19 protein-coding genes are annotated in these 21,912 nt (G+C 41.2%); 15 read left to right on the forward strand and 4 right to left on the reverse strand.

Annotated elements, in window-relative coordinates:
• Nucleotides 1–33 precede the first annotated feature (33 nt).
• From ACQKNS_RS15485 to ACQKNS_RS15530, 10 genes are all read left to right on the forward strand, one after another.
• Nucleotides 34–1,446, forward strand: a complete 1,413-nt coding sequence (locus ACQKNS_RS15485; RefSeq protein ID WP_427644087.1) for a purine-cytosine permease family protein — start codon at nucleotides 34–36, stop codon at nucleotides 1,444–1,446.
• Nucleotides 1,447–1,491: 45 nt separating this feature from the next.
• Nucleotides 1,492–2,481, forward strand: a complete 990-nt coding sequence (locus ACQKNS_RS15490; RefSeq protein ID WP_427644088.1) for a heme-dependent oxidative N-demethylase family protein — start codon at nucleotides 1,492–1,494, stop codon at nucleotides 2,479–2,481.
• Between the two features lie 12 nt (nucleotides 2,482–2,493).
• Nucleotides 2,494–3,012 carry a hypothetical protein gene (locus ACQKNS_RS15495; protein WP_427644090.1) on the forward strand — a complete coding sequence of 173 codons (519 nt, stop codon included), beginning with the start codon at nucleotides 2,494–2,496 and terminating at the stop codon, nucleotides 3,010–3,012.
• Between the two features lie 5 nt (nucleotides 3,013–3,017).
• Nucleotides 3,018–3,983: a PDR/VanB family oxidoreductase gene (locus ACQKNS_RS15500; protein WP_427644092.1), complete on the forward strand. Its 966-nt coding sequence runs from the start codon at nucleotides 3,018–3,020 to the stop codon at nucleotides 3,981–3,983.
• A gap of 51 nt (nucleotides 3,984–4,034) precedes the next feature.
• The gene (locus tag ACQKNS_RS15505) at nucleotides 4,035–5,528 is read left to right on the forward strand and encodes an aldehyde dehydrogenase family protein (protein ID WP_427644094.1); all 1,494 of its coding nucleotides are present in this window, start codon (nucleotides 4,035–4,037) and stop codon (nucleotides 5,526–5,528) included.
• Between the two features lie 774 nt (nucleotides 5,529–6,302).
• Nucleotides 6,303–7,907: a sigma-54 interaction domain-containing protein gene (locus ACQKNS_RS15510; protein WP_427644096.1), complete on the forward strand. Its 1,605-nt coding sequence runs from the start codon at nucleotides 6,303–6,305 to the stop codon at nucleotides 7,905–7,907.
• A 131-nt stretch (nucleotides 7,908–8,038) separates the two neighbouring features.
• Complete coding sequence (locus tag ACQKNS_RS15515; RefSeq protein WP_427644098.1) at nucleotides 8,039–9,190, forward strand: iron-containing alcohol dehydrogenase; 1,152 nt, start codon at nucleotides 8,039–8,041, stop codon at nucleotides 9,188–9,190.
• A 14-nt stretch (nucleotides 9,191–9,204) separates the two neighbouring features.
• Nucleotides 9,205–10,593 (forward strand): hypothetical protein, encoded by a 1,389-nt coding sequence (locus tag ACQKNS_RS15520; RefSeq protein ID WP_427644100.1) that lies wholly within the window; start codon nucleotides 9,205–9,207, stop codon nucleotides 10,591–10,593.
• Nucleotides 10,590–12,029, forward strand: coding sequence for an NAD-dependent succinate-semialdehyde dehydrogenase (locus ACQKNS_RS15525; protein WP_427644102.1), 1,440 nt, complete (start codon nucleotides 10,590–10,592; stop codon nucleotides 12,027–12,029). Before ACQKNS_RS15520 ends, ACQKNS_RS15525 begins: the two co-directional genes overlap by 4 nt.
• 133 nt (nucleotides 12,030–12,162) lie before the next feature.
• A complete protein-coding gene (locus ACQKNS_RS15530) occupies nucleotides 12,163–12,333 on the forward strand; it encodes a UTRA domain-containing protein (protein WP_427644240.1) in 171 nt (56 codons plus the stop codon).
• 168 nt (nucleotides 12,334–12,501) lie between these two features.
• Here the strand turns inward: ACQKNS_RS15530 and ACQKNS_RS15535 are convergent, their stop codons facing one another.
• Nucleotides 12,502–13,707 carry an MFS transporter gene (locus tag ACQKNS_RS15535; RefSeq protein WP_427644103.1) on the reverse strand — a complete coding sequence of 402 codons (1,206 nt, stop codon included), beginning with the start codon at nucleotides 13,705–13,707 and terminating at the stop codon, nucleotides 12,502–12,504.
• 25 nt (nucleotides 13,708–13,732) lie between these two features.
• Nucleotides 13,733–14,314, reverse strand: coding sequence for a TetR/AcrR family transcriptional regulator (locus ACQKNS_RS15540; RefSeq protein ID WP_427644105.1), 582 nt, complete (start codon nucleotides 14,312–14,314; stop codon nucleotides 13,733–13,735).
• 431 nt (nucleotides 14,315–14,745) lie between these two features.
• Between ACQKNS_RS15540 and ACQKNS_RS15545 the strand changes: the two genes are divergently transcribed.
• The 5 genes from ACQKNS_RS15545 to ACQKNS_RS15565 all read left to right on the forward strand — a co-directional run bounded on the left by ACQKNS_RS15545 (nucleotide 14,746) and on the right by ACQKNS_RS15565 (nucleotide 20,525).
• Nucleotides 14,746–15,330, forward strand: a complete 585-nt coding sequence (locus tag ACQKNS_RS15545) for a TetR/AcrR family transcriptional regulator (protein WP_427644107.1) — start codon at nucleotides 14,746–14,748, stop codon at nucleotides 15,328–15,330.
• Nucleotides 15,331–15,363: 33 nt separating this feature from the next.
• A complete protein-coding gene (locus tag ACQKNS_RS15550) occupies nucleotides 15,364–16,683 on the forward strand; it encodes a cytosine permease (RefSeq protein ID WP_427644109.1) in 1,320 nt (439 codons plus the stop codon).
• 3 nt (nucleotides 16,684–16,686) lie between these two features.
• The gene (locus ACQKNS_RS15555; RefSeq protein WP_427644111.1) at nucleotides 16,687–17,787 is read left to right on the forward strand and encodes a DUF917 domain-containing protein; all 1,101 of its coding nucleotides are present in this window, start codon (nucleotides 16,687–16,689) and stop codon (nucleotides 17,785–17,787) included.
• Nucleotides 17,775–19,340 (forward strand): ROK family protein, encoded by a 1,566-nt coding sequence (locus ACQKNS_RS15560; protein WP_427644113.1) that lies wholly within the window; start codon nucleotides 17,775–17,777, stop codon nucleotides 19,338–19,340. The genes ACQKNS_RS15555 and ACQKNS_RS15560 overlap by 13 nt, the downstream gene beginning before the upstream one ends.
• Before the next feature lie 444 nt (nucleotides 19,341–19,784).
• Nucleotides 19,785–20,525, forward strand: coding sequence for a VCBS repeat-containing protein (locus ACQKNS_RS15565; RefSeq protein ID WP_427644242.1), 741 nt, complete (start codon nucleotides 19,785–19,787; stop codon nucleotides 20,523–20,525).
• Between the two features lie 184 nt (nucleotides 20,526–20,709).
• Here the strand turns inward: ACQKNS_RS15565 and ACQKNS_RS15570 are convergent, their stop codons facing one another.
• A complete protein-coding gene (locus tag ACQKNS_RS15570; RefSeq protein WP_427644115.1) occupies nucleotides 20,710–21,330 on the reverse strand; it encodes an NAD(P)-dependent oxidoreductase in 621 nt (206 codons plus the stop codon).
• Nucleotides 21,331–21,564: 234 nt separating this feature from the next.
• On the reverse strand, nucleotides 21,565–21,738 hold the full coding sequence (locus ACQKNS_RS15575) for a hypothetical protein (RefSeq protein ID WP_427644117.1): 174 nt from the start codon (nucleotides 21,736–21,738) through the stop codon (nucleotides 21,565–21,567).
• Nucleotides 21,739–21,912 lie beyond the last annotated feature (174 nt).

The raw sequence follows: 21,912 nt of genomic DNA on the forward strand, positions 1-21,912 counted from the left end.
ACGATCATTATTTTATAGTTGGGAGAGAAGCGTGTGAGTAAAGAGAATTCCTCCATTTCAAAGGATGTGGCCTTCGGCTTTTTACCGGCAAGTAAAAATGACCGGATTTTTAATCTTAGGGATTTAATTTTAGTTCAGGTTGTTATTGGCCTCTCATCTTTTGGGCTGTTAACTGGCGGATACACAGGTACAATGCTTGATGCGAAGCAGTCACTTGCAGCGATTTTATTCGGTAACGCCTTCCCTATGCTGTTGATTGTTCCAATTACCCTTTATTTTGCGCGTTATGGCATAGATACTTTTGTAGGGTTTCGAAGTTCACTTGGGTATCTAGGATCCAATATCTTTTTCTTTGTTTTTCTTATTTTAACTCTCGGCTACATTTCCATTGCGCTTTTCATGTCCGGCCAGGCGTTAGCAGAGGCAGCTAATTGGATGGGGATGCCCGACATTTTCTCAAGCCAAGCAACTGGAGCGCCGTTTTTCTCGATTTTACTCTTCATCTGTGCATTTCTAGTAACGGTGAGGGGACCGATAGCGATTCAAAAATATACCGCAGTAGCCGTTCCGGTCTTTATGGTTCTCATGTTTGGCCTTCTCGCAATCGTCTTGTTTGGCCAGGGATTCACTAAAGTTGCACAAATACTTCCTTCCGAGCCGTTTGAAACGACTTCTCGTTCATTCGCGACAGCCCTGGAATTAAATATCGGTCTCGGCTTCTCATGGCTTCCATACCTTGGCCAATACAGCCGTTTATCTAAAACAGAAGGAGGAGCATTTAAAGCAGGATTCTACAGCTATGGAATCATCGTCTGTATCGCTGCTTTAGTTGGGGCCATTGCTGCATTGGTCGCTGGTTCACTTAACCCTTCTGACTGGATGTTTTCCATCGCAGGAAGTTGGGGCGGCTTCATTGGCTTGATTTTACTTTCGGTTGGGAATGTCGGTGCAGCCATTTTCCTTATGTACTCACAAGCTGTCAGCTTTAAAACTGTATTCCCGAAAAAGTCATGGATGATTGCGATGGGTACAACCGTACCGACTATATTCTTACTTCTAAGCTCGACATTCTACGATGCATTTGGTTCCTTCATCGCTGTCATTTCCTTTATTATGGCTGTTCTTGGCGGCATTGTCGTTGCAGATTACTTTTTTGTAAAGCGGCAGCGCATTTCAATAAGGGATTTGTATGACACACAAGGCTCTTATACCTATTGGAAAGGCCTTAACCCGTCGGCAGTTCTCACGGTGGTCATTGGAACGATTGTTTACTGGGCACTCTATAATCCATTGACTTTTGAAGCAAGTGACTTTTTCCTTCATACGGCTGCCGGAATTCCAACATACTTTGTTGCTTTAGTCACCTACTATGTTTCATCTAAATACATTTTCCGTTTTGAAGTGGACATGGAGCGTCCATCCGTTGAATTAAAGGAAGCTAAGTAGAAAAACGCAATTTAAAGAATCTAGGGAACGAGAGGAGATTGTTAAATGTTTACACAAAGTTTAGATTTCAAAACAACTGATTTAGACACATTCCCATTTCCATTCACTTCAGGTAACTATCGTTATTCGAATGATTTGAAAAGACTCTCAAACATTAACTGTATTGAAGTCACACCAGAATACAGACTCCAAGTGGAAACGAAGCGTCGTCTCCTTCAAGAACAGCCGCATATAAGGTTTCAATCTTTTTCACACACGATGGAAATGCAATGGGAAGTGTTGGAGATGCTCATCGATATGGCAACCGATCGCTATCCGGAGCATTTCGAGGTCATTAAAGATGGAGACAGCTGGACGTTCAAGAACCACATTTTCGGGGAATCAGATTCATTCGTGTATGGCGATGCCAGCACGCTTCCAAATGAGCCGCTTGATTATATAGGCCGCCATTTCCACAATGATTTTGTTTTAATGGTTCATCGTGATAGTAATTTCTATTTGGAAGTGGGACAAGTTTCATACGCCGCACTTTTCTCAGCTAACTGGAATAAAGGCATGTCCTTTGATGAGATCCATGCACCTGTTCCATTTGTATCGCGGAAAGGCGATGAACTGGCAGATCGTGTTCGTAAGTTTTTATTATCCATTGAGCCAGGAAAGCCATGGACACGCATCAACTGGAACCTGATGGCGAACCGTTGGGATGTCAATTATGAAACGATGGATGTCTGGGGACCGCAGCGTTCTGAGATCACACCGGAAAATGCAGGTGAACTGGTTCGTTTGCGTGTTGAAGAGCAAAAATTTTATAACATGCCACGAAGCAACGCCATTCTATTCGTATTGAATACGCAGTTCCTGCCACTGGAGGATTTGACATTGCGCCAGGATTGGTTTGATCTGACATATAGCGTACTGCAGGATATTCCGGAACCTATGGCTGAATACAAAGGAATTGCCCCGTTTCTTCCGCAATCGGTTGAATATTTGAGGCGTATTGATGAAAAACAAAAGTCGAATCTAAACAATGAGTAGGAGGATAGGGCCTTGTACAATAGTCCAGTATTGTTTGATAAATCAATTACGATCGTAAATCAATTTACTCCTCGGAATGAACGAAGAAAGTTTGTCGTCATTTCTGATCAAGCCGGATTTGAGAAGGCGAAAAGTTTCACTTCTGAGCTTTCAGGTACAGTGCCTTATGAATGTCTTTCCATAAACGGAATGGACGATAAAGAGGAGATTAAGAGATTCATCTTGTCACAAAAGATGGGCACACAATTTTATATTTCGGCTGCATGGAACAATGCCGTAATGATCTTCTCGCTCGGGGTGGAAGCCGGTCTTTCTGAAGCTGAGATCCAGACGGTGATTATCGGAGCTAAACGGCGGTACGTATATTGCATGAAATGTTTTGAAGTGTCGGAAGTCGCCGAAGAAGCAGAGAATGCAGAATGTGACCATTGCAAAGCAAGTCTTGAAATCGGACCATTTTATTCCATAGTACGGGAAGGTTATATTGGTTACCCATTCATCCCAATCGGAAAAGAAGAAGTAGGGAGCTGATCATCATGCGGGTAGTAGGAAATATTCAAATGAAAGTAAACAAGATCATTCAAGAAACTCCATTCGTAAAACAGTTCGAGTTGATACCAGTTGATGGAAACCCATTGCCTGCTTTTACAGGCGGTTCGCATTTGACCACATTCATGCCAGCCGGGGATACGATATTCGAGAGAGAATATTCCCTTATCAGCAACCCAAGGGACCGTAAAAAATATGCCATTTCCATTCGGCGTGATGAGGCGTCACGCGGCGGTTCCGCTTTCTGGCACGATCATGTACAGATAGATTCCAAGTTGGAAGTCAGTTTCCCTAAAAACAACTTCCCTCTTAGCTTTCGAGCAAAGCATCATGCTTTTTATGCAGCTGGGATCGGCATCACACCATTTCTGGCAATGATGGAAGACATGGCTGCCGAAGGCCAAACCTTCGAACTCCATTATGCAGCACGCACTCCGGAATTATGTGCTTTTTATGATCTGGTGAAAGCCAAATATCCTGATCAATGTACCTTTTATTTTTCACAGGCGGAAGACAAGCACAGAATGACGCCTGAGACGATGAAGGATCATCGCATTGGCACGCATGTATATTTTTGCGGACCAATCGAGATGGTTCAAGAGTATCGAAAAGCCGCCAGTTCCTATGGTTATCCGGAACATGCAATCCACTTCGAATTATTTGCGACACAAAATGATGGGCCGAAAGATCCTTTCATTGTCGACCTTACAGACAGCGATCGGTCCATCCACGTTCAGGAAGGCGAAACACTGCTTGATGCGCTTTTAAGGGAAGGAATTGATGCACCTTATTCTTGTAAAGTGGGCGGGTGCGGAAGTTGTGAGGTAGATGTGGCAGAAGGTGAAGTGGATCACCGGGATTTCTTCCTTAGCGAACAAAACCGCCAATCACGTAAGTCAATCCTGACATGCTGCTCACGTGCGAAGGACGACAGACTTGTTATAAAACTTTAACGATTCCGTTCAGGCTTATAATAAAAATAAAGAAAACCGGAGGCAAAAAACATGACAATTTTAGAAACGGCAGTTATAGAGCTTAAAAATTACATTGACGGTAATTGGCAATCCTCATCTTCAAATGAAGTAATCCCGGTAATCAATCCTGCAACACAGGAAGTCATTGCAAGGGCCCCGCGTGCCACCAAGGAAGATACAGAAAATGCAATCTCAGTTGCGAAAGCAGCTTTTGAAAGTGGAATCTGGTCAGGACTGACGGCGCAGGAGCGAGCTTCCTATCTATATAAAATCGCTGATAAAATTGATGAACGTGCGGAAGAGTTAACGATTCTCGAAACAATGGACAACGGGAAACTTAAAGCAGAGGCAGGCTTCGATATAGCCGATGCCGCCGCGTGTTTCCGTTACTACGCTGGCTTGATCCTTCATCCAGAAGGGGAAACTTATCAAGTTCCCGCTCCCGTGCAAGCGATGGTCGTTCGTGAGCCAGTAGGTGTAGCCGGCTTGATCGTTCCTTGGAATTTCCCTCTTCTAATGAGTGTCTGGAAAATCGCACCGGCCCTTGCGGCGGGTAACACCATTGTATATAAACCGGCTGAAGTGACACCTGTAACAGCGATGAAATTATTTGAAATCCTAGAGGAAGTCGGCATCCCTAAAGGTGTGGCTAATATGGTGATGGGCCGCGGCACTGTTGTCGGTCAAACCATTGCAGAAAGCAAGGACGTTGACATTGTTTCATTTACGGGAAGTACGGATGTTGGCCGCACCATCATGAAAGCGGCCGCGGGCAACTTAAAGAAAATTTCCCTTGAGCTTGGCGGTAAATCACCTAACATCGTTTTTGCTGATGCAGATTTGGAAACAGCCATCGATTACGGATTATTCGGCATCTTCTTCGGTGCCGGCCAAGTATGTTCATCAGGTAGCCGCATCCTGGTGGAAGAAAGCATTTATGATGAATATGTAAAACGCTATGTGGAACGCGCAAATAAAATCAAAGTTGGACCTGGCCTTGCAGAAGACAGCAACATGGGTGCAATTGTCAGCGAAGCGCAAATGAATAGCATTTTAAATTATATTGAAATCGGCAAACAGGAAGGTGCGACACTTGCAGCAGGCGGTTACCGTCTTGTTGATGATGGACTTGACAAAGGATACTTCATTGCACCGACTGTCTTTACCGATGTAACACCTGACATGCGAATCGTACAAGAGGAAATCTTCGGTCCAGTCGTTGTCATTCAAAAGTTTATAGATGAAGAAGAAGCTATTAAACTTGCAAATGATACAGACTACGGTCTTGCAGGCGGCGTCTTCACTAACGATGGCGCAAAAGGTTTGCGTGTGATCAAGAAAGTGCGGGCAGGGATTACATGGGTGAATGATTATCATCCAACATATGTCGAGGCGCCATGGGGCGGTTACAAACAGAGCGGGATAGGACGCAGTTTAGGAAAATACGGCTTGGATGAATACCAGGAAATTAAGCAAATCAACATTAATCTCGATGTAAAACCGGTAGGCTGGTTCCCAAATTAAGCATATGATTAGAGGTGAAGCAATCAACATTCTTTAATCAAACAAAAAAACCTAATCCAAATTCGGATTAGGTTTTTGGTTTGTAACAAAAGGGGTGCGGAAATAAAAAATTCCGAGCTCTTCTTAAATTTCCTTTGAAATTTTGGCCGAAAGTTAATCAATGGCAGCTTGGATATTACGAACCAAAGAGTTGTCTGGCATAGTTGGTCTATAGGAATATTTCAAGTTGATCTCGCTGAATAGAAATATGTTAAAAAAGCATCCTCATCATCTAAGTTTTTAATCCTTCTATTTTAAAAAGACTGTGGATGAATGAATTGTATCTAAATGGAGAGGAAAGTACGAGACTCCCGCGGAAAGCGTGTGCCTGGAGCGAAATCAACGTTCAAATTGTTCAAGCCTAAAAACTATAGGGAACCTATATTTTCATAGAGTTTGCCTGCAGTCTGAAATGTAATTCTAAATACGGATTAGGTTTTTTTACAGGGAAACTTTTTAATACAATCAAAAAATGGTACTTAAGCTTATCGATAATGTTGAGCATTCCAATAGAATTAGCTATTACTCAGTTTTTCTTCCTTTACAACAAAAGGGGAAGTTTTCCTTTGGTGAGTGAAAATGGATTTGAGCATAAAAAACACCATTGGTATGATTAAGGTGTCATTCCGGTGCATATTTATCGCTTTAATCAGAAACATAGATGGATTGATTTGTTTTACCGGTATAGCGTTTATACATAGTATCATAAAGAGGTCAGGTTAGGAGTGAATATTGATGACTAAGTTTTATTCGGATATGACAGTGGAGGAAGCAATATCATGTTTTCCCGCAGGAAGCACTGAAGTGGAAGTTTTGGATGATTCAGAAGATTTCATCGGATTTTTAACAATAGAGGCGTTATCTGCGGCAGTGCAGCAGAGTGATTTGACGAAACCTATTTCCCATTTCATTACTGTGAATGCACCGCTGCAAAATTTACGCAATTACTCAATACCATATGATCAATTTCAAGCATTCTTTGAGAGTGATTTATGCAGGGTTGTATTTAATGCCTTGTATGATGGCGTATATATCACGGATGGTGCTGGAACGACATTATTTATCAATCAAGCTTATCAGCGTATTACCGGAATAAGGGAAGAGGAAATTATCGGAAAACCGATGAGTTATTTAATTGAGCAGGGGATGATTTCCGTTTCTGCTTCATTGGACTCAATCCTGACGAAGAATCAAGTTACTTTGACACAAAGAATTCGTAATGGAAGAAAGATAATCGTATCGGCCACACCGATTCTATCGCCACAGAATGAAGTCATATTTGTCATAAATAGTGTAAGGGATATAACCGAATTAATTCGGATGAAGTACACGATCGACAGCCAAAAGCTATCTTTCCAACCCGTTTCCCAATTATTGCCTGGATCGGAACAGGTCAATTTACAAGAAATAATCATTGGGCCTTCTACAACTCCTTTATTTAAACTGGCAGATAAAGTAGCTAAAACGGATGCGAAGATCTTATTACAGGGGGAAACGGGAGTAGGGAAGAGTTTAATCGCCAAGTATATACATGCCAAAAGCTCCAGGAAGGAAAAAATCTTCCTTGAATTAAATTGCGGAGCCATCCCGGCGAACTTAGTGGAATCTGAACTTTTTGGATATGAACCAGGGGCATTTACCGGGTCCCTTAAGAATGGGAAAATGGGGATTTTCGAGAAAGTGAATGGCGGCACGTTATTTTTGGACGAAATTGGGGATTTACCTTTAGAGTTACAGGTAAAACTTTTGAAAGTGGTAGAAGAAAACAAGTTTATGAGAGTAGGTTCTACCGAAATGAAAGAAGTGGATGTCAGGTTAATTACAGCCACTCATCGGGATCTTGCCTCCCTTGTTCAAGAAGGGTCTTTCCGAGAAGATCTATATTACCGGCTTAATATAGTATCTTTTGAAGTTCCGCCCTTACGCCAGCGAAAGGAAGAAACGATCCCACTTTTAGAAATGTATTTGAAAAAATTCAATGAAAAATATAATGAAAAGAAAGAGATGACACCGGAATGCTATGAATGGCTGACGAACTATTCGTGGCCTGGTAATATACGTGAGCTTGCGAGTCTTGCAGAGCGACTGGTCGTCACGACTTATGATGATACGATTGACTTGCCTAATTTACCATCTTTCATCCAGCCGGTCTTATCAAAAAAACCTGCAACACATTCATTGAAGGATGCCGTTTCCGAGCTGGAGCGATCCCTGATTCTGAATGCGATGAAAAAATATGGAACTACAAGGGCTGCGGCCATCTCTTTGAATATCAGTCAAAGCGCTTTGGTGCAAAAAATGAAAAAATTTCACATTCGATTAGAAAACGAATCGAATTAGTTTTTTTGATTTGTTTTCTACTCATTGTTTCTATTGTTATCCAAGAAATAAAGGTTATCCCCCTTATAAATTAAGCGTTTTCACTTTGGCATGATTCCTGCATTAGTAAATACATGAAAGGGGAGATAAACATGAATATTTCTATTTTTTCAATGGCTAACAAATTGGTGACAGGATCAGATTCTTTACAGCAGCTGACTGATGAGGTTGTGCGATTAGGGATGAAGAATCCGTTGATAGTTACAGATAAAATTTTACTGAATGCGGGGGTAGTGAAAAAGGTTGAGGATTTACTTTCATCACCATACGGTATTTTCTCGGATGTGAATCCTGAACCGGAAATTGAAATCGTCGAGCTATGTGTACGGTCCATAACGGAGGGAAATCATGATGGACTGATTGCGGTAGGCGGGGGAAGTGCGATGGATATTGCGAAAGCCTCTTCCGTCATGGCTACAAATTCAGGCAGCATCGAGACATACTTCGGTACGAATTTGATTGAAGTTCCTGGTCTGCCTTTAATAGCCATACCGACGACGGCCGGAACCGGGTCTGAAGTGACGAATATTTCGATTTTATCGGATAAAAAAGAACAGGTGAAGAAGGGAATTGTTAGTTCTTATCTTTTACCGGATGTAGCGATTGTATCGCCCGTGATGACGCTGACTTGCCCGCCAAGTGTGACGGCTGCGAGCGGAGTGGATGCACTCGTCCATGCAGTAGAGGCTTACATTTCCAAATTTGCTTCGCCTGTTACAGATGCTTTGGCAATTGGGGCCATGAAGTTGATCGCAAAAAATTTACCAAAGGCTTATGCTGCACCAGATAATCTGGAAGCACGGGAAGCCATGATCACGGGAAGCCTAATGGCAGGGTTAGCTTTTGGAAATGCGGGTGTTGGAGCTGTCCATGCATTAGCTTATCCGCTTGGAGGCCGCTTCCATTTATCACATGGAGTCAGCAATTCATTATTACTGCCATTTGTCATGAAGTGGAATAAAATTGCATGTTTGGAAAGGTTCCGTGACATTGCTGAAGCACTTGGAGAGAAAGTCAATCATTTAAATGATGATGAGGCAGCGGATAAAGCTATAGAAGCGATGACCAGAATCTGCCGTTACGTTGATATACCCGAGTCACTAAGTGAATTTGACATTCCTGAATCGGCATTAAGTGAAATGGCTGCCGAGGCCATCAAACAAGTCCGATTACTTCGCAATAATCCCCGTGCATTAAACGTTCGGGATATCGAAAAAATTTACCGTTCAGCCTATGGCTTTTAAGTGGAGGAAACAATATGAAATGGAAAAACCGTCGCTACGGAGATGAGACATCGTATATACCTGCGGGACCTTTTAAAATTAGACTTCCATTTGTCCATTATCGTTTTGAGTGGCCTGACTATGTTCAAGGGTTATTGATGTGTGCAGTTGACCTTGGAGCGATTACACTGCTTGCCGACCATCTGGGGATGCCTTTTGATGTAGCCCTGGCCGTCGTTGTCTTGAATGGATTATTGTATTTAGCACATCATTTACTCGGGGACCCGGTAATACCAGGTTGGATTACACCTGCGGTTCCGTTGCTTGTATTGTTCGTCGGGCAATTTCCGGAAGGACCTGATCGGGTCTATGCACTCGTTGCATTCCAATTAACATTGGGTATTTTATCGATAGTGCTTGGAATGACCGGACTTGCCAGTAAAGTCGTACGATTAGTGCCGAATGCAATTAAATCAGGCATCATTTTGGGGGCAGGAATTGGTGCCGTCGTATCCATTTTCGAAGTGGGTGGAAAGTTTGATTTATTTCCTTATACAATAAGCATTTGTATCGGATTTGCCTTTTACTTGCTTTTTTCGAAAAATTTCGGAAAGTTAAAAATGCGAAATAAAGTTTGGGTATTCATAGGCAATTTAGGGATATTGCCAGCCATCTTGCTTGCAGTCATTGTAGCCCCTATTTTTGGTGAAGCAAAATGGCCTGATATTCAATGGGGATTCAGCAGTCCGGACTTTACTACGCTTTGGTCGGATTATACTGTGTTCGGTTTAGGTTTCCCTGCCTTGACCTTCTTTTTAAGTGCGATTCCAGCTGTTTTTGCCACTTATTTAGTGGTATTCGGGGATGTTCTGAAAACAAAAGCGTTGCTTTCTGAATCCGATGAGGTCAGGGAGGATGAAAAAGTGGACTATAATCCAAACAGAGCTCATTTAATTTTTGGCGGCCGAAATGTGATCATGAGTTTTATCGGACCTGATATAACGATGTGCGGACCATTGTGGGCAGCCATGCAGGTCGTGGTTGTGGAACGGTTCAAAAATGGCAAGAAAGCGATGAATTCTTTCTTCGGCGGTGCTGGCTCGTTCCGTTGGGGGACGAATACAGGGTTATTCTTATTGCCGGTAGTCAGCTTGGTTGAACCGATTCTCGGTGTGGCCTTGGCCCTAACGCTTTTGGTTCAAGGGTATGTTAGCGTACGCGTCGGTGTGATGCAGGCGAAGAGCCAACGCGACCTCGGAATTGCAGGGGTCGTCGCTGCCATCCTTGTTATAAAAGGTGCTGGAATGGCGTTTGCAGCGGGAATTCTATTATGTGTCCTTCTTTATGGCAAGGACTTTTTCAAAGGTGAGAATGATAAGACTTTTACAGATCATGCAGAAGAAGAGGAGATTAAAGCAGGATGAAAAAAGTAGTGGAAAAATGGCCAATTTATATAAACGGCGAACCTGTTCATACAGAGCGTCATTTTGTAGTGGAAAATCCAGCAACATTGGAGCCTGTGGGGTATGTTCCGGACGCTAACGAAAAAGAGGCAAAGGCTGCTGTGGATGCTGCTCAAGCTGCTTTTCTGACTTGGTCGAAAACAAGTGCCTATCATAGGGCGGAATTACTTGAGAAGTGGTATACGATCATTGAGAACAGGCTGGATGAAATCGCAACGATCATGACACTGGAACAAGGAAAGCCATTGGCCGAAGCAAAAGGTGAAATGAAATATGCATCAAGTTTCGTGAAATGGTTTGCTGAAGAAGCAAAGCGTAACTATGGGGAAATCATTCCAGCCTCTGTTGCTTCAAAGCGTATTTTAGTGCAAAAGCAGGCAGTCGGTGTCGTTGCTGCCATTACCCCATGGAACTTTCCTGCTGCCATGATCACGAGGAAAGTGGCGCCAGCCCTTGCTGCAGGTTGTACCGTGGTCATCAAACCCGCGGAACAAACGCCTTTGACCGCTTTGCTATTAGTTGAAAGTGCCCAGGAAGCAGGCATTCCGGCCGGTGTGATAAATATTGTCACAACACAAAAACCGGGAGATGTGTCAGACGTGTGGATGAATGATTCACGAGTTAAAAAGATCACATTTACCGGCTCCACTCCTGTGGGGAAACATCTAATGAAAAAGGCGGCAGAAACAGTAAAGAAAGTCTCGCTTGAACTCGGTGGATTGGCTCCGTTCATCATTGCCGAGGATGCGAATATCGAAGAAGCAGTAAATGGTTTGATTCAATCTAAATTCAGGAATGCTGGACAAACATGTATATGTGCGAACCGAATATTCGTCCATGAGAACATTGAACAGCCGTTTTTACAAGCTTTTGAAGAGGCCGTTTTAACTTTGAAGGTTGGAAATGGAATGGAAGGAACCGACCTTGGTCCATTGATAGATGGGGCCGCAGTTAAAAAAGTCCAGCTTCAACTAGAGGATGCTGCAAGTAAAGGGGCCATCATCCATAAAACCTCAAAAGTTGATGAGAAACAAGGCTATTTTATCGCGCCAGCCATACTTTCCAATGTAACGGATGATATGCTGTGCATGCAGGAAGAAACGTTTGGGCCAATTGCGCCAGTCAGTACATTCAAAACCGATCAGGAAGCGATCGATCGGGCCAATAACACGAATTTTGGCCTGGCAGCTTATGTGTATACCGAGTCATTAAATAAGGCGGTTGCCTATTCGGATAATCTTGAATATGGGATTGTCGGTATTAATGACAGTGCCCCATCCACTGCACAAGCACCATTTGGAGGCATGAAGGAAAGTGGTTTAGGCAGGGAAGGGGGACACTACGGCATGGATGAATATTTAGAAGTGAAGTATGTCTCAATGCTGCTGGGCAAGTAAATAAATAGAATAGTATAGTTCGCCATTGTTTTCAGGCATTCAAAAAAGAGCAGGAGGCACATCAAATATCGATGTGCCTCCTGCTCTTTTACAATTGGCTTACAAATCCAGGATGGCAGACAGGTAAGTCGCCATTGTTCAAAAAAAAGAGGCGGAAATGCTCGAAGTAGCCGTAGGATTCCCTATATTGCTGATAGAACGAAAAATTATTCTGGATACCAATCGAACCCTTGGGGTTGTCAGATCTGTCTACTGTAAAGATCGATATACATGCAGGATTAATTTGGAGCTAAATCATCAGTAATGAAAAATAGAATCCCACTTTTACAAAAATAACTAATCTGGATAAGTAAACCCCCTGCCAATCTGGACAAGGGGGTTTTTTATTAGATTACCACTTTTCAAGTTTGAGAGTTTTCCAGCCCGAAAAGGGAGTGTACTTTGAAAAAGTATGGAATTACAATCCGGGAGATTAATATTTCGCTAAACTTTCTGTCAATCGGTTTTCTTTCCAAATGACTGTAATGCCCAGTCCAATGACGATAATGACAGCAGCAAAAAGATAAGGGTAATGGATGTTTACGTCAAACAGCAATCCTCCCATGGATGGCCCGGCGATATTTCCTAAGCTCGTATAGGTGGAGTTCATTCCAGCAACGAATCCTTGTTCTTTCCCGGCAGCTTTTGATAAAAATGTCGTCAATGCCGGACGAAGCAGGTCAAATGCAAGGAAGATGAAACAAGTTACCACTAGAACTGCCAAAAAGCTGGAAATCATAGTGGACGCCACCGCAAAAATGGCACCGACGATTAAACATAATTGGATAAGCTTCTTTTCGCCGAGGAAATCCACCAGTTTTCCAAACATAAATACTTGCACAACAACTCCGAAAATAGAGCTGATTGTAATGATGATTGCAATATCCTTCGGTGTGAAGCCGAATTTATGATCAGAAAATAGGCTAAACACAGTTTCATAGGCTGATAACCCAAAAGCGAGTACAAATACGATGATGAACGCGATAAAGTAAAGCGGATTGAGTGATCGTTTTAAATCGCCAATAAAGTTCGTTTGTTTTGTACTAGCAGAGACTTTCGCAAGCTGTTCCTTTGTAAGCGGCTCTTTTAAAATGAATATTGATGAAAAGCATGCTAAAAAAGCAATGGCCGCCGCTAGGAAGAAGGGCAATCGTATACCATATTCTGCAATGAAGCCACCGATACCGGGACCTATTATAAAACCTAAGCTAATGGCAGCTGAAATATAGCCCATTGCTTTTGGTCTTTCCTTGACGGATGTAATATCTGCAACATATGCAGTAACCCCTGGCATGATAAAGGCAGCACTGATTCCCCCTAGGATCCTGGATAAATAAAACACCGATACGTTTGTCCCTACACCGAAGATAAGTTCAGAAACACCAAAAAGGAATAAGCCGATGATGATGATTTTCTTTCTGCCGTAACGGTCAACCCAACGACCTGCGAATGGTGACATTACAAGCTGTGATACCGCAAATACGGCAACCAGATAGCCCATCGTACTTCCTGATAAATGCATGATATTCATAAATGACGGCATAACGGGGATGATGAGCCCTATTCCCAGAAAAGCAATGAATATATTGCTTAGCAGAATAATTAATACCGCCTTTTGTTCTTTAATTGGTTTATTCATGTGTTAACACCACTTTCTTTGTGAATCATTCTAGTGAAATACCTCTCCAAAACACTTTCCAAGAGGCTGCCAATTTATCCTTCAGCCGTTTCTCATCATTGCCGTATACAAGCTCAAGCAAAATGGAATCCACTACTCCCAAGAATGCATAGGTCGGCGTTATGGCTGCATCTTCGATGATTAATTTGGCATTGATCCAATCCTGGAATTTACATTCCAGAATTGCCTGGATTTTTTCCTCGATATCTATGACTTCCTGCCCGATTTCTTTTTCAAGATGCGCTGGCGGAAAAAAGGACATACGCAGCCAAAACTTTATATGTTCATTTTTTTGGAAAAGATCGATGACCAATTGCAGGAATCCATATAAATCTTTTTCAGGATTTTTTGAATCGACTTTACTGAAATATTGGAGTTTCGAAGATAGCTCCGTCTCTTTCGCATCACGTAAAACTTGCAGAAAGAGATCATCCTTGCCTTTAAAATGGGCGTAAATGGATTGCTTTTTCATGCCCACTTCTTCAGCTATTAGAGAAAGGGACGCCCCTTCATATCCATGAATCGTGAAAAATTTTAGAGCGGCTTCCTTAATTTCATTGCTTTTCAATAATATCACCTCATAATTTAACGAACGTTCGTCAGTTATAATAGCAAATTAAATAAATATATGCAAGCGAATATGTTTATACAATGGTATTTTGCATGATGGCATTGTAGAGAAATTCTTCAGGAATAGGTGGTTCTTCCAGTAAGGGATATTGCATTAAAACCAGCTATTCCTAGTTATATTGGCTATGCAATATATTTTTTCAATGGAGTATAAGTTGTATCGATAAGTTGCTAAGACTAATTTTTTTGAATGGATAAATTTTCCATATTAATGGGATTTATTAATTTCATCCAGTAAAACGAACCAAACATTGTTTATTGGGTAGTTTATGTGCTTTGAATAGAAAAAAATAAAATTTGATTATTGTGTATTGTCTGAATAATTTGTATAATCAACCTAACGAAATTAGTTAGGTAGGTGGTAATTTTATGACAAAAAATAAAATAAAAGAAGTTGCTTGCAAGCAATTAGCCGAAAAGGGATATGACCGAGCAACCCTTTCAAGCATTGCAAAGGAGGTAGGGATAAAAACACCGTCTATTTATGCTTTTTATAAAAACAAGGAAGATCTGTTTATGGCTGTCTATAATGATCTGTTACAGGAGCATTACCTTTATATCAAGGATTCCATCGAAAAAGTGGCAAATGAAAACGTTAAAGAAAAGCTCTATCAAATTTTAAAAGAGCTAAGTCATTATCACTTAAGTCAACCGTTAAAAACGCAATCCTATACGAGACTTGCGTTATCTCTACCTCCGACTTTAAACAATGAAGTGAAAGAAACCTTTAGTGAGAAAGAAGAGAAACTAAGTGAGATTCTTCGGGGTATTTTTTCTATAGGAATTGAGCAAGGGGATATAAAAGATCAACCGATTGATGATTTAGTGGCCTCCTTTCTTTGTCTGATGGACGGTGTCTTTTTAGAATTGATCTATTATCAAGAACTTAAATTCAAAAAACGCTTAGGGCAAATTTGGAGCATCTATTGGAATGGAATAAGGAAAGAGCATTAAGATCAAATGTTCACCACATAAGGGGGCTGATTTATGAAAGAGGAAAAGGTTATATCAGATTATGCACTCGAGGCAGTACCGAGAGAGTTAAGAAGATCATGGTTTTCGATGTTTTCTGTATTGGTAGCCGTAGGGGTTGATTTATCATCCGTTTTATTAGGTGCAGAATTAGCCAATGGGATGCCGGTGGATCAAGCAATTTTATCGGTATGTGTAGGTTCGTTCCTCCTGGCGATTTTGTGTACGATTTGTGCCATAGTCGGGTCCTCCACAAATCTTTCCACTTCCATGATTACAAAATATGTATTTGGGAAATACGGGGCCAAGCTATTTTCAATTGTTATAGGTATTTCTTTGCTCGGATGGTTTGGTGTACAGGTTGGCTTCTTTGCTAATAATGCCCATACAGTTTTACAAGATGCTTTTAACTTGACTATCAACGTGAAAATATTATCTCTCATTGGCGGTTTGCTCATGATGACCACCGCGATTTATGGTTACCGTGCCATTGAAAAATTAAGTGTGTGGTCTGTTCCTTTTTTATTAGGATTAATGTTAATCACCTTATTTTTAGCGTTAAAAGAGCATTCAATATCCTTAAGTATACCAAATGCAGGGGCCTTTACATTTGGAAGTGCCATTTCACTTGTTATTAGTATTTTTATTGTGGGGGCAACCATCTCACCAGATATTTCACGCTGGGCAAAAAGTAAGAAGGATGCCGTCATTGCAACGTTCTTCGGTATTTTTATTGGTAATTGCTTCATGATTATCGTTGCCATCTTAATGTCAAAGGCGATGGGAACTGATGATATGATGAAGATTTTCATTACTTTGGGATGGGCAATTCCTGGCGTTTTCGTATTGACACTAGCCCAATGGACAACGAATACAAGTAATTTATACTCCTCTTCGCTAGGACTCTCGTTAATTTTTACAAAAGTATCAAAAGAGTGGCTGACTGCCATTTTAGGGTTGATTGCTACAAGCTTGGCGGTCTTCGGGATTTATGATCATTTTATTTCCTTTTTAAATATTTTAGCCATTGTGATTGCACCAATTGGAGGGATTTATGTTTCTGAATATTTTCTAATCAAAACAGAATTTAAACGCTATAACGATCAATTAGAGGCAAAGTCAGTTGTACCTCGTTCCATCATCGCTTGGGCTTCCGGGATGGTAATTACCTATTTGACAACAGCTGCCCCTACGGGATTAGCTTTATTTTCACTTACAACCGTCTCATCTCTTGATGGCTTTATTTCAGGTTTTGTTGTTCAAACACTCGCGGGTAAATTTTTTAATAAAAAGAATTCTTTCCAGCAAAAAATAAATGAAAAACGAGGAGTTTAAGAAATGAGATATCTTAATGAAGAATCAATTGAAAAAATAGCTTTAGGTGCAGCTGTTTTAGGAACAGGCGGCGGCGGAGATCCTTATATTGGAAAGTTGATGGCGAAAGAAGCAATCCGCAAATATGGACCAGTCAGGTTAATATCACTTGAAGAACTGGAAAACGACCAATTAGTCGTACCTGTGTCAGGGATGGGTGCCCCCACTGTAACGATTGAGAAAATACCTGCTGAAAATGAAGTAACAGCCCCGTTGGAAGCGTTAGAAAAAGTGCTAGGAAGAAAAGTGGATGTGGTGATGCCCATCGAAATTGGCGGAATCAATTCATTATATCCAATCATTGCAGCTGCTAAAAAGGAACTGCCCATTCTCGATGCTGATTCGATGGGGCGCGCCTTTCCAGAAGCACAGATGGTCACTTTCCACCTGGATGGGTTTGAACCATCTCCTGTTACAATGGCTGACGAAAAAGGAAATACGGTGGTGATCTATCCTAAAGATGGGGTTTGGTCGGAAAGATTAGCCCGGGCCTTAACAATCGAAATGGGCGGAAGTGCCTCCGTTTGTGATTATAGTTTATTTGGGAGTGACATAAAAACTACTGTGATTCCTTATACCCTGACATTAGCAGAAAAGATTGGGGAATATTTGCTCGATAACAAAGGGAAAGAGCATCTCGGAATTCAAAAAATGTTAGAGGAATTAAAAGGATACCGATTATTTGAAGGCAAAATAGCCGATATTGAAAGGCATCTTAGTGGTGGCTTTACAAGAGGGAGTGCCAGATTTGAAGGGATACGGAATGATCAAGGAAGAGAATTTACCCTATTTTTCCAAAATGAACATCTAGTTGCGAAGGAAGGTGAGCAATTACTGTGCTCTACTCCGGATTTAATTGCGGTATTGGATGCAGAAACTGGTTTCCCCATTACTACAGAACGGATGAAATATGGAGCGCGTGTATTGGTTGTTGCATTTCCTTGTCATGAAAAATGGAGAACTCTAAAAGGAATAGAAACAGCAGGACCTCGTTATTTTGGCTATGATTTTGACTACAGGTCGGTGGAAGAGTTACAGAAGGAGGGAGAAAGATGTATCGATTAGGAGTAGACGTTGGAGGGACCAATACAGATGCCGCTTTACTGGATGCACACTTACAAGTTGTTTTTACGGTAAAGGTGCCCACTACAAAAGATGTGGAAAGCGGAATATATAAAGCAATCGCAAAATTGGTGCAAGAAAGCAAGATTGATAGAAGCAGCATCGGATATGCTATGCTTGGAACCACCCATTGCACGAACGCAATTGTCGAACGGAAGCGTTTAAATAAAGTGGGAGTCATTCGAATTGGAAAACCTGCGACAACTTCTATTCCCCCTTTTACTGATTGGCCGCAGGATCTAAGGGAAGAAATAGAAGTAGGCTCGAAGATAGTTTCGGGCGGATATGAATTCGATGGACGTATAATCAGTGAGTTAAATAGAGAAGAAGTGTCGCTGTTTTGCAGTCAGATAAAAGGAATTGCTGAAAGCGTCGCCATCTCGGGGGTTTTCGCACCAGTGAATAAGGAACAAGAACAAATTGTTGCCATGTGGGTAAGGGAGGAGCTTGGGAATATTCCGATTTCTCTTTCACATGAGATTGGCAGTATTGGCTTATTGGAACGCGAAAATGCGACGATTTTAAATGCAGCGTTAATGACAACAGGCCAAGCTGTAATTAATGGTTTTTCAAAGGCTTTGAAGGATATCGGCATTGAAGCGGAAATGTTCTATAGTCAAAACGATGGAACGCTCATGAATGAGGATTATGCCCTTCGTTATCCTATTCTTACAATGGGATGCGGCCCTACAAACTCCATTCGGGGGTCTGCTCATTTATCTGGAATTCTAGATGCAATTGTTTTGGATATTGGGGGAACAACGAGTGACATTGGTGTTTTATCGAAAGGATTTCCAAGGCAGTCGTCTTTAGCTGTTACTATCGGTGGTGTCAATACGAACTTTAGGATGCCTGATATCTTATCCATTGGGCTAGGCGGAGGTACTCGTATTCGTGAAACCAACGAAAATATTAAAGTTGGTCCGGATAGTGTTGGTTATGAAATAACAAAGAAGTCAATTATTTTCGGCGGAGAGGTACTTACAGCCTCCGATATTGTGACAAATTTAGGATATGCATTTAAAAATCGGACAGAAAAGGTAAAACATTTACCGAGAGCGTTTTGTAATAGAGTCCACGAAAAAATGATAGAGATGTTAGAAGTCGGAATTGATCAAATGAAAACAAGCTCAAAAAATGTACCGATTATTTTATCAGGTGGGGGGAGCATTATTGTTCCCGATTCTTTAAAGGGGGGCACAGAGGTAATCCGGCCTCAACATTATGATGCTGCGAATGCCATAGGTGCAGCACTTGGCCAAGTAAGTGGAGAAATAGAAAGAATTTATAGTTTAAAACAGATGAATAGGGGACAAGCCATTGAGGACGCAAGGAAACAAGCTACAAAAGAAGCGATTAAGGCCGGTGCAGATGAGGATACCATCTCCATTGTTTCAGTGGAGGATATTCCACTTGCCTACCTTCCGGGGAATGCGCTGTTCATACGGGTTAAGGCAGTGGGGGATTTGGGGAGTGTGCCGCTGCCACTGTCCTGATTAGGCATTTTTTTGGAAGAGTGTTTTTGATAGCCAATAGGTTTGCAAGTTGCCCGCTTTATAGTGAAGCGGGTCATTCTCGTTAAAACGGTTCAACAAAAAAACAGTTACTGGAAACATAACTCTGGGCAGTATAATTTTTAATTGAAAACGCCCGGATCATTATAGTTCAATAAAAAAGCTATCAAGGCTATTCACTAAAATTCCCGCATATAATTCTATATGGTTTATAAAGAGACAGGTGGGATGAAGTTGGATACGCATGACATCAGAAAAATGATTCATTATTATTACACAAAAGTACAAGAAACGAATCATCCTTATTATTGGTACTGTATGGCTGAGACTCAAAGTAGGGCCGGGTTAACAAGTGAAGCAATGCTAACGATTGATAACGCCTTGTCGTTTCCAAATCCTTATCCTTCAAAGCAGGAATTGCTAGACATGCGAATGAACCTCCAAACTGTTCTTTCAAGGGAAATGAACTCCAATAGAACAGTCATAGTGACCTCAAAGCAAGGCGATATTGATGGGGACGGGACAAGTGACAATATTTTTCTTACCGCAAACAAAACCCCTGATAGCCCCTTTTGGAGGAATGTAACTTTGGTTATCCAAAATGGGAGGACTAATCAATATGAACAAGTTCCCATGAAAAATAACGAAGGATATAATCCGACCCTTTTTCTGGGTGATTTTACAGGTAACAAAGTGGATGACATTTTAGTGGTTATTGATACTGGAGGAAGCGGTGGTTCCATTTATGCTTATGTTTTTTCATATCTTAATGGTCAACTCATGACCATTTTTAATTCAGACGCATTTAATGAAACTTATAAATACGATGTTCATTATGAAAACCAATACAAAGCAAAGGTGAACAGTTATTACCTTAAAGAAAGGTACATTCTTGACCTTTCTTATAAGGGAAAGGAATATTTATCTGAAATTTATAACAAGGATGGTGTATTGAAGTTCCCGATAGAAGGATGGGTCAATCCTTTATCTGGTTTATATCCAGTTGATTTCAATAGGGATGGCATATATGAGCTCGAAGCATATCAGAGGATCGCGGGGAGGTACAATGCCGATTCACTGGGATATGTACAGACTGTTTTGAAATGGAACGGGTTAGCGTTTGTTCCTGACAGGCAGAATGTGGCTATTTTTGGAGGGGAAATATAGGAAGGGAATCTTCATGAACAAGGCACGGGCGAAATCTACGTCCAGGAGAAACCGGTAAATATTCTTGGCAATTGTTCAGCTATTGTGTACATTTACGAAGATGGTTGAACCGGCTAAGCGGACGTGATGGTTTCTTCACTCCAAATTTTTCTAAATGGAATTAATGCTAGTAGGAATGTTGGGTTTAGTAAGCAATGCCTACTCGTGATTTTAAATAATCACTGCTTTTTATTTGGCTATATGCAAATTCTGCTGTATCCGGCACCGATATTTCAACCCCATTCTCCGGTAAAAAGTCAACTTCTACACGGTATGTACCAACAATTTCTCCATCCGGCAAATACGTAGGGCAGACAATAGTCCATTGTAGTGTCGATTGTTTAAGCATTTCGTAAACTTTATGATGTTCTATCGCTGCGCGGGTAGACCTACGCTTGGATTCACTTGACTGATAACGCAGAGTATTTGGGGTTGTTCTACTATGCAGGATACCTGCTGTTCCAATGGTTATCATTCGTTGGATACCTTCGATTTCCATTGCTTCGATAATTAGTGGCATACTTGCTGATAAAGTGGTTGTCCCATCAGTATTCAGAGCGCTAATAACCACATCAATCCCATGCATGGCACGTAGGATATCATCTTTATTTAAAACATTACCTTGAATAATGGTTAAATTGGCATCGTTCATTCCAATCTTCTCTGGAGTGCGAACTAAAACTGTAACATGATGCCTGTCTTGCAGACCATAAGCAACTAAATGCCTCCCAACTCGTCCAGTTGCACCCAAAATTAAAATGTTCATAGAAACGAACCTCCTTTTGCGAATACAATCATTCCACTAACATTATAGCGTCTTTTTGAATAAATGGGAGCTTTAGTGCATCATTATTCAGCGCCTGCCGGTGGTACCCCAAGAAAAAAATTGTTCGTTGATAAAAGGTAAATGGGCCTCTCAAATGCTCCTGAGAGGCCCGTTTGATGTATAGGATATATAAAACCGTTTTAAAACAGGACAATGGCGACAACATTTCCCCGTCTAATATTCCTGTCCTTCTTTCGATTTTAAAAAAGAATCCACTGATGCATCCAATAATTTTTCCCGATTAGGATCTTCATTGACATCAGAATCCACTTCCATTCCGTTGTTTAATTTACTAACCTGATTTATATGTTTAGCTGGATTATTGTTTTTATTTTTTTTGTTTAGCATATGAACTCCTTCTTTAACTGTCTTTTCCTTTAGTATGAACATTTGATGCAATATGAAATCCAATAATCAGTAAGATTATTTCAGTGTCAGTCCTGTTGTCTTGATGGAAGGTTGAATGGGTATTATTGACTGAATATTATAAATATTGTAATATTCAGTTTGTGGACGTGTTTT

The sequence above is a fragment of the Peribacillus sp. NPDC094092 genome (assembly GCF_050279365.1).
Taxonomy (GTDB): Bacteria; Bacillota; Bacilli; order Bacillales; family DSM-1321; genus Peribacillus.

Coding starts and splice junctions, on each gene's coding strand:
- ACQKNS_RS15490 (WP_427644088.1), top strand. CDS start 1,492: ATGTTTACACAAAGTTTAGATTTCAAAACAACTGATTTAGACACATTC.
- ACQKNS_RS15500 (WP_427644092.1), top strand. CDS start 3,018: ATGCGGGTAGTAGGAAATATTCAAATGAAAGTAAACAAGATCATTCAA.
- ACQKNS_RS15505 (WP_427644094.1), top strand. CDS start 4,035: ATGACAATTTTAGAAACGGCAGTTATAGAGCTTAAAAATTACATTGAC.
- ACQKNS_RS15510 (WP_427644096.1), top strand. CDS start 6,303: ATGACTAAGTTTTATTCGGATATGACAGTGGAGGAAGCAATATCATGT.
- ACQKNS_RS15515 (WP_427644098.1), top strand. CDS start 8,039: ATGAATATTTCTATTTTTTCAATGGCTAACAAATTGGTGACAGGATCA.
- ACQKNS_RS15520 (WP_427644100.1), top strand. CDS start 9,205: ATGAAATGGAAAAACCGTCGCTACGGAGATGAGACATCGTATATACCT.
- ACQKNS_RS15525 (WP_427644102.1), top strand. CDS start 10,590: ATGAAAAAAGTAGTGGAAAAATGGCCAATTTATATAAACGGCGAACCT.
- ACQKNS_RS15535 (WP_427644103.1), bottom strand. CDS start 13,707: ATGAATAAACCAATTAAAGAACAAAAGGCGGTATTAATTATTCTGCTA.
- ACQKNS_RS15545 (WP_427644107.1), top strand. CDS start 14,746: ATGACAAAAAATAAAATAAAAGAAGTTGCTTGCAAGCAATTAGCCGAA.
- ACQKNS_RS15550 (WP_427644109.1), top strand. CDS start 15,364: ATGAAAGAGGAAAAGGTTATATCAGATTATGCACTCGAGGCAGTACCG.
- ACQKNS_RS15555 (WP_427644111.1), top strand. CDS start 16,687: ATGAGATATCTTAATGAAGAATCAATTGAAAAAATAGCTTTAGGTGCA.
- ACQKNS_RS15560 (WP_427644113.1), top strand. CDS start 17,775: ATGTATCGATTAGGAGTAGACGTTGGAGGGACCAATACAGATGCCGCT.
- ACQKNS_RS15565 (WP_427644242.1), top strand. CDS start 19,785: ATGCGAATGAACCTCCAAACTGTTCTTTCAAGGGAAATGAACTCCAAT.
- ACQKNS_RS15570 (WP_427644115.1), bottom strand. CDS start 21,330: ATGAACATTTTAATTTTGGGTGCAACTGGACGAGTTGGGAGGCATTTA.
- ACQKNS_RS15575 (WP_427644117.1), bottom strand. CDS start 21,738: ATGCTAAACAAAAAAAATAAAAACAATAATCCAGCTAAACATATAAAT.